Here is a 5,397-nt window from a genome sequence, read left to right as displayed (position 1 = left end):
TGGTCGTTGAAGTCGTGTGCGGGCGTGATCTTGACGCAGCCGGTGCCGAATTCCGGGTCCGCGTGCTCGTCGGCAATGATCGGGATGCGCCGGCCGGTGAGCGGCAGCTCAACCAGCTCGCCGATGAGGTGCCTGTAGCGCTCATCCTCCGGGTTCACCGCCACGGCGCAGTCGCCGAGCATGGTCTCGGGGCGGGTGGTGGATACCGTCAGATGCCCTGTGCCGTTGGTGAGCGGGTAGCGCATGTCCCACATGTGGCCCGCCTCTTCCTCGGAGATGACCTCCAGGTCCGATACCGCCGTGTGCAGCACCGGGTCCCAGTTAACGAGCCGTTTCCCCCGATAGATCAGCCCCTCCTCGAACAGCCGTACGAAGACCTCGCGCACGGCGTTCGAGAGCCCCTCGTCCATGGTGAAGCGCTCGTGCTGCCAGTCCAGCGACGACCCCAGCCGCCGCAGCTGGCGGGTGATGGTGCCGCCGGACTCCGCCTTCCATTGCCAGACGCGGTCGATGAATGCCTCGCGGCCCAAGTCGTGGCGCGTCTTGCCCTCGGCCTCCAGCTGACGCTCGACAACCATTTGGGTGGCGATGCCGGCATGGTCCGTGCCCGGCTGCCAGAGGGTCTTGTCGCCGCACATGCGGTGGTAGCGGATCAACGCATCCATGAGGCTGTTGTTGAAGCCATGGCCCATGTGCAGGCTGCCGGTGACGTTCGGCGGCGGGATCATGATGCAGTAGGCACTGGCGCCATCGGCTGCGGCCTCTGCGCCGGCATCGAGCCGTGGCGCGAACCAGCCGGCGTCCTCCCAGCGCTGGTACCACTGGGCTTCGATGCGGTGGGGGTCGTAGGTCTTGTCCAGCATGATTGTCTCGAGCGGCGGCAGGGGCGGCCTTGCCAAGGGCTTCGCGGCAGGCAGACCGGCGCGGCACGCCAGTATAGCGAAGCGCTAAGGGTCGGTCGCCGCAGCGAGCGCCGTCCACCGCAGGATCAATGCATTCGCTGCCCTTCGGCGGCGAGGTCGTCGGCCATTGATTTCACAGTCATTTCAATCGGCGCCTGACTGATCGTGATGGTACCGCGCTGTGGCTGGTCGAAGTCCATGATGACGGCGATGAGCGCGCTCAGCACAATCGCGAAGACGGCCATACGGCTGCGGCTGATGCGTCCAGCTAAACCACCGTTGTGCGCGGCGACGGCAAGCGCGCCCGCGGCAACCAGCACCATGAGCCAGAACACCACCTCGGGCAGCCGGTCGCCAACGCGGCTCAGGCGTGTGGTATGCAGATCGAGCACCTCGGTGATGGATTGCACCAGTGCGTTCTGGAGTGGGCCCGGTGTGTCCACTTGCACAGCCTGGCTCAGCACCGGCCAGAGCTTGCGCTGCGCAGCCTCAGAGTGCGCGATCACCGCCTCCAGTTGCTCCTTGGTGCGTACCTGCTCCTGGAGGACCACGCGGGTGCGGGCGTAGTCGTACAACGCTCGGCGCAGGGCGCTGCGGGCGGGCTCGTCGACGAGGTCTGCGCGCAAAAAGGCGGTGCTGAGGGCGTTCGCCTCCGCAAGGACCGCCTCCTTGCGCAGGTCGGCGCGACTCAGGCTGAAGGAATAAGTGAAGGCCAGCAGCAGTCCGAGCAGCGCCAGCATCGCGCCCAGCGTGACATCGCGCTTGACGATGGCCTCAGGGTCGCTCGCCCGGCGCCGAGTCCGTAGGCCGATCCGGTAGCCGACCTCGATGGCAACAACCATCGACAGCAGGACCAGCGTGGCGAGCGCAAAAGGGGGGAGCAGATGGATGGCGGCAAGCTGCATGTCGGCTTTAGGCCTTCGGCCAAAACCGCGAATGATAAGCCATCCCGGTCTGGGGTCGACTGCCCGCCGGGTGGTTGTAGTCGGGCACCGGCGTCGCTAGGCTGATGTGGATCGGAGGCCGCATGGTGCGGTCCGCTGATGCCATGTTCGCGGAGATGCCACGCCATGCTCGCTCAGGTCCCGCTGTTCGCTAATCTCGATCCGGCGGCGCTGTCCGCGCTCGAAAGCCAGACCAAAGTCAAGCGCTACCACAAGCGCACTGTGATCATCGAAAAGGGAGACGATTCCTCCACGCTGTATGTCCTCGAACGTGGTCGCGCCAAGGTCTACGTTGCGGATAACTCCGGCCGTGAAATCGTGCTGCGCGAGCTGGGGCCTGGAGACCATTTCGGCGAGCTCGCGTTACTCGGCGGGTCACCGCGCACTGCATCGGTGGAGACACTCTCGGACTGCGACGTGCGGCTCCTTACCGGCACGGTGTTCAAGGACTTCTTGTCGAAGCAACCGGAGGTGGCACTGAGCCTTATCCGTCACCTCGCACACCAGATCACTCACCTGACGGATACCGCCAGTGATTTGGCGCTGCTCTCTGTCTATGGGCGTATCGCCAAAATCCTGATGGAGCATGCGCAGGAGGAGGGGGGGCGGCTCATCACGCCGCCGCTCACTCAGCAGCAGATCGCCGATCGTGTTGGGTGCTCGCGGGAGATGGTAAGCCGCATCCTGGGCGACCTGAAGACCGGCGGCTATGTGTCCACCGAAGGCAAGCGCTTCGTGCTGGAGCGCAAGCTGCCGGAGCGGTGGTAAGCCCACAAAGATCCGGCCGACCCATGACCGACCTCGTCAGCCGCGCGCGCAGCTTCGCCACCGAGGCGCACCAGCGCATCGACCAGCGGCGTAAGTACACCCACCAGCCCTATCAGGAGCACCTGAAGGCCGTGGCCGGCTTGGTTGCGGAGGTGACGGACGACCCGGAGATGCTGGCCGCAGCTTGGCTGCATGACACCGTGGAGGACACCCCGGCGACCTTCGGTGATATCGAGCGCGAGTTCGGCGCCGCCGTGCGCGATTTGGTGGCGGACCTGACGGACGTGAGCAGCCCGAGCGACGGCAACCGCGACGTCCGCAAGGCTGTTGATCGCCAGCACACGGCGCGGGCGTCTAGCCGGGCCAAGACGGTCAAGCTCGCGGACCTCATCGACAACTGCCGGGACATCTGCGCCCACGACCCGCGCTTCGCCCGCGTCTACCTCACCGAGGCCGCGGCGTTGCTGGAGGTGCTCGACGACGGCGACGCCACGTTGTTCCGCCGCGCACAGCGGGCCGTGGCGGACTGCGCCCGCCGGCTCGGTCTGCCGGAGCCGCCGCAGAGCACGCCGGAGGAGCCGAACTGGCGGCCGCCCGCGGACCCCATGCTGGTGCAGCGCCGGGGGCTTGGGCTCTTCACCACGGCCTTCACGGCACGGGAGATCGCCCTGCCGCTCAGGTCTTTTGATGCCGAGCGTCCGGCGGCGGAGCTGCTGGCACAGGCCCGCGCAGCCGAGATGGAGGTCGCCGGCGTGCGCCGTCACGGTGTCTGCATTGGCTACTTGCGCCCGGATTGTCGGTGGGACCGCGAGCCGGCAGATGCGCTGCGGGCCTTCGCGCCGGCGCAGGTCCTGCGGGCGGATGCGTCCCTGTCGGAAGTTGTCCGGGTGCTGACCCGCTACGACTTCTGCTTCGTCACCGCCATGGGCGACGTCGCCGGCGTCATTACTCGCGGCGACATGCAGAGCCCCATCGTGCGCATGTGGCTGTTCGGCATCATCACGCTCATCGAGATGGAGCTGGGCGAGCGCATCCGGACCCGCTGGGCTGACGGCAGCTGGACGCGGCTCCTGTCAGAGGGGCGGCTCAAGAAGGCCGAGAGCCTGCTCGCCGAGCGACGCCGCCGCGGCCAGCATGTGGATCTGGCGGACTGCCTGCAGCTCTCTGACAAAGCGCAGATCGTGATGGAGGATGCCCAGGAGCGCGCCGCCTTCGGCCTGCCCACCAAAGGCGCCGCCAAGCGCGTGATGGGCGACCTGCAGTCACTGCGTAACAACCTCGCCCATGCCCAGGACATCGTCACCCACGATTGGCCGCAGATCGCGCGGCTCGCAGAGCGGGTGGAGGAGCTCATGAGCCGTCAGTGGGGCGCGGACCTGCTCGGCTGGTGAACCAGAGCGCGCTGCGGCGCGGCGGCGTCCACGCGGCCAAGCAGCATCAGGTCGCCGCCGGCAGCTCCAGCTCCCGCCAGAGCTTCAGCGTCGCGTCGGCCTGGTTCATGGTGTAGAAGTGAATGCCGGGGGCGCCGCCCTCCAGCAGCCGGTGGCAGAGGTCCAACACCACCTCGTGGCCGAAGGCGCGGATGGATGCTTTGTCGTCACCGTAGGCCTCCAGGCGCTTCCTGATGTAGCGCGGGATCTCCGCACCGCAGGCGTCCGAGAAGCGCGCCAGCTGGGTGAAGTTTGTGATGGGCATGACGCCGGCGACGATGGGAATGGTGATATCCGCCTCGTCACACAGCTCCACGAACTCGAAGTACGCGTCCGGGTTGAAGAAATACTGGGTGATGGCGGCATCCGCGCCGGCATCCACCTTGCGCTTGAAGTTCTCGAGATCCGCGATCGCGTTGGGCGCCTGCGGATGGAACTCCGGATACGCGGCCACTTCGATGTGGAAGCGATCGCCGTACTCGGCCCGCAAGAAGGCCACCAGCTCGTTGGCATAGCGGAAGGCGCTGCGCCCGGTGCTGCCCATGCCGGAGGGCATGTCGCCGCGCAGGGCGACGATGCGGCGGATGCCCTGGTCGATGTAGTGTCCGACGATGTCGCGGATTTCGGCCTCTTCGGAGCCGATGCAGGCCAGATGCGGTGCAGTGTCGATGCCCTGAGAGCACAGCCAGTCCACGGTCTGGAAGGTGCGCTCGCGTGTGGAGCCGCCGGCGCCGTAGGTGCAGGAGAAATACTCGGGGCCGACGGCGTTGAGCTTGGTCACCGTGTCCTTGAGCTTCTCCATGCCTTCCGGCGTCTTCGGCGGAAACAGCTCAAAGCTGAAGGTGCGGGTGTCTTGGGTGTTCATGGGCTGTCACCGTGTCTATAAAGAGTGCTGAACAGAATGCGCAAAGGGCCAAGGGCCAAGGCCCGGAAGCAGCGTCCTGACCCAGCCCTCGGCCCTCAGCCCTCAGCCCTCTCTTAATACCGGTAATGGTCCGTCTTGAACGGCCCGTCCACGGTGACGCCGATATACTCGGCCTGGTCCGGGCGCAGCTTGGTGAGCTTTGCGCCGATCTTCTCCAGATGCAGCCGGGCGACCTCTTCGTCCAGGTGCTTCGGCAGCACATAGACGCCGATGGGGTACTCCTCCGGCTTGGTGAAGATCTCGATCTGCGCCAGCACCTGATTGGTGAAGGAGTTGGACATCACGAAGCTCGGATGCCCCGTCGCGCAGCCCAGGTTCACCAGCCGGCCGCGGGCGAGCAGGGTGATCCGGTGGCCGTCCGGGAAGACGATCTGGTCCACCTGCGGCTTGATCTCGATCCACTCGTACTTGGACAGCTTGTCCACCTG

The 5,397-nt window shown here is 66.3% G+C and carries 6 protein-coding genes; 2 read left to right on the top strand and 4 right to left on the bottom strand.

Annotation, left to right across the window (positions count from 1 at the left end; genetic code table 11):
* Positions 1–863 (bottom strand): class I tRNA ligase family protein (locus tag I6U14_RS17095; RefSeq protein WP_296900921.1); only part of this gene is annotated, 863 nt, incomplete at its 3' end.
* Positions 864–988: 125 nt separating this feature from the next.
* Positions 989–1,807, bottom strand: coding sequence for a hypothetical protein (locus tag I6U14_RS17090; protein ID WP_296900919.1), 819 nt, complete (start codon positions 1,805–1,807; stop codon positions 989–991).
* A 165-nt stretch (positions 1,808–1,972) separates the two neighbouring features.
* Here I6U14_RS17090 and I6U14_RS17085 point away from each other — a divergent pair, with 165 nt between their 5' ends.
* A complete protein-coding gene (locus tag I6U14_RS17085) occupies positions 1,973–2,614 on the top strand; it encodes a Crp/Fnr family transcriptional regulator (protein WP_296900917.1) in 642 nt (213 codons plus the stop codon).
* A 23-nt stretch (positions 2,615–2,637) separates the two neighbouring features.
* A complete protein-coding gene (locus I6U14_RS17080) occupies positions 2,638–4,005 on the top strand; it encodes an HD domain-containing protein (protein ID WP_296900915.1) in 1,368 nt (455 codons plus the stop codon).
* A gap of 46 nt (positions 4,006–4,051) precedes the next feature.
* Here I6U14_RS17080 and metF read toward each other — a convergent pair whose 3' ends face one another.
* Both metF and I6U14_RS17070 read right to left on the bottom strand, forming a co-directional pair.
* The gene (metF, locus tag I6U14_RS17075) at positions 4,052–4,909 is read right to left on the bottom strand and encodes a methylenetetrahydrofolate reductase [NAD(P)H] (protein ID WP_296900913.1); all 858 of its coding nucleotides are present in this window, start codon (positions 4,907–4,909) and stop codon (positions 4,052–4,054) included.
* A gap of 113 nt (positions 4,910–5,022) precedes the next feature.
* Positions 5,023–5,397, bottom strand: a 375-nt coding sequence (locus tag I6U14_RS17070) for an adenosylhomocysteinase (protein WP_296900911.1), incomplete at its 5' end; no start/stop codon positions are given.

Source organism: Thiohalocapsa sp. (assembly GCF_019695415.1).
GTDB lineage: Bacteria > Pseudomonadota > Gammaproteobacteria > Chromatiales > Chromatiaceae > Thiohalocapsa.
This window is presented reverse-complemented; position numbering and strand designations above follow the sequence as displayed.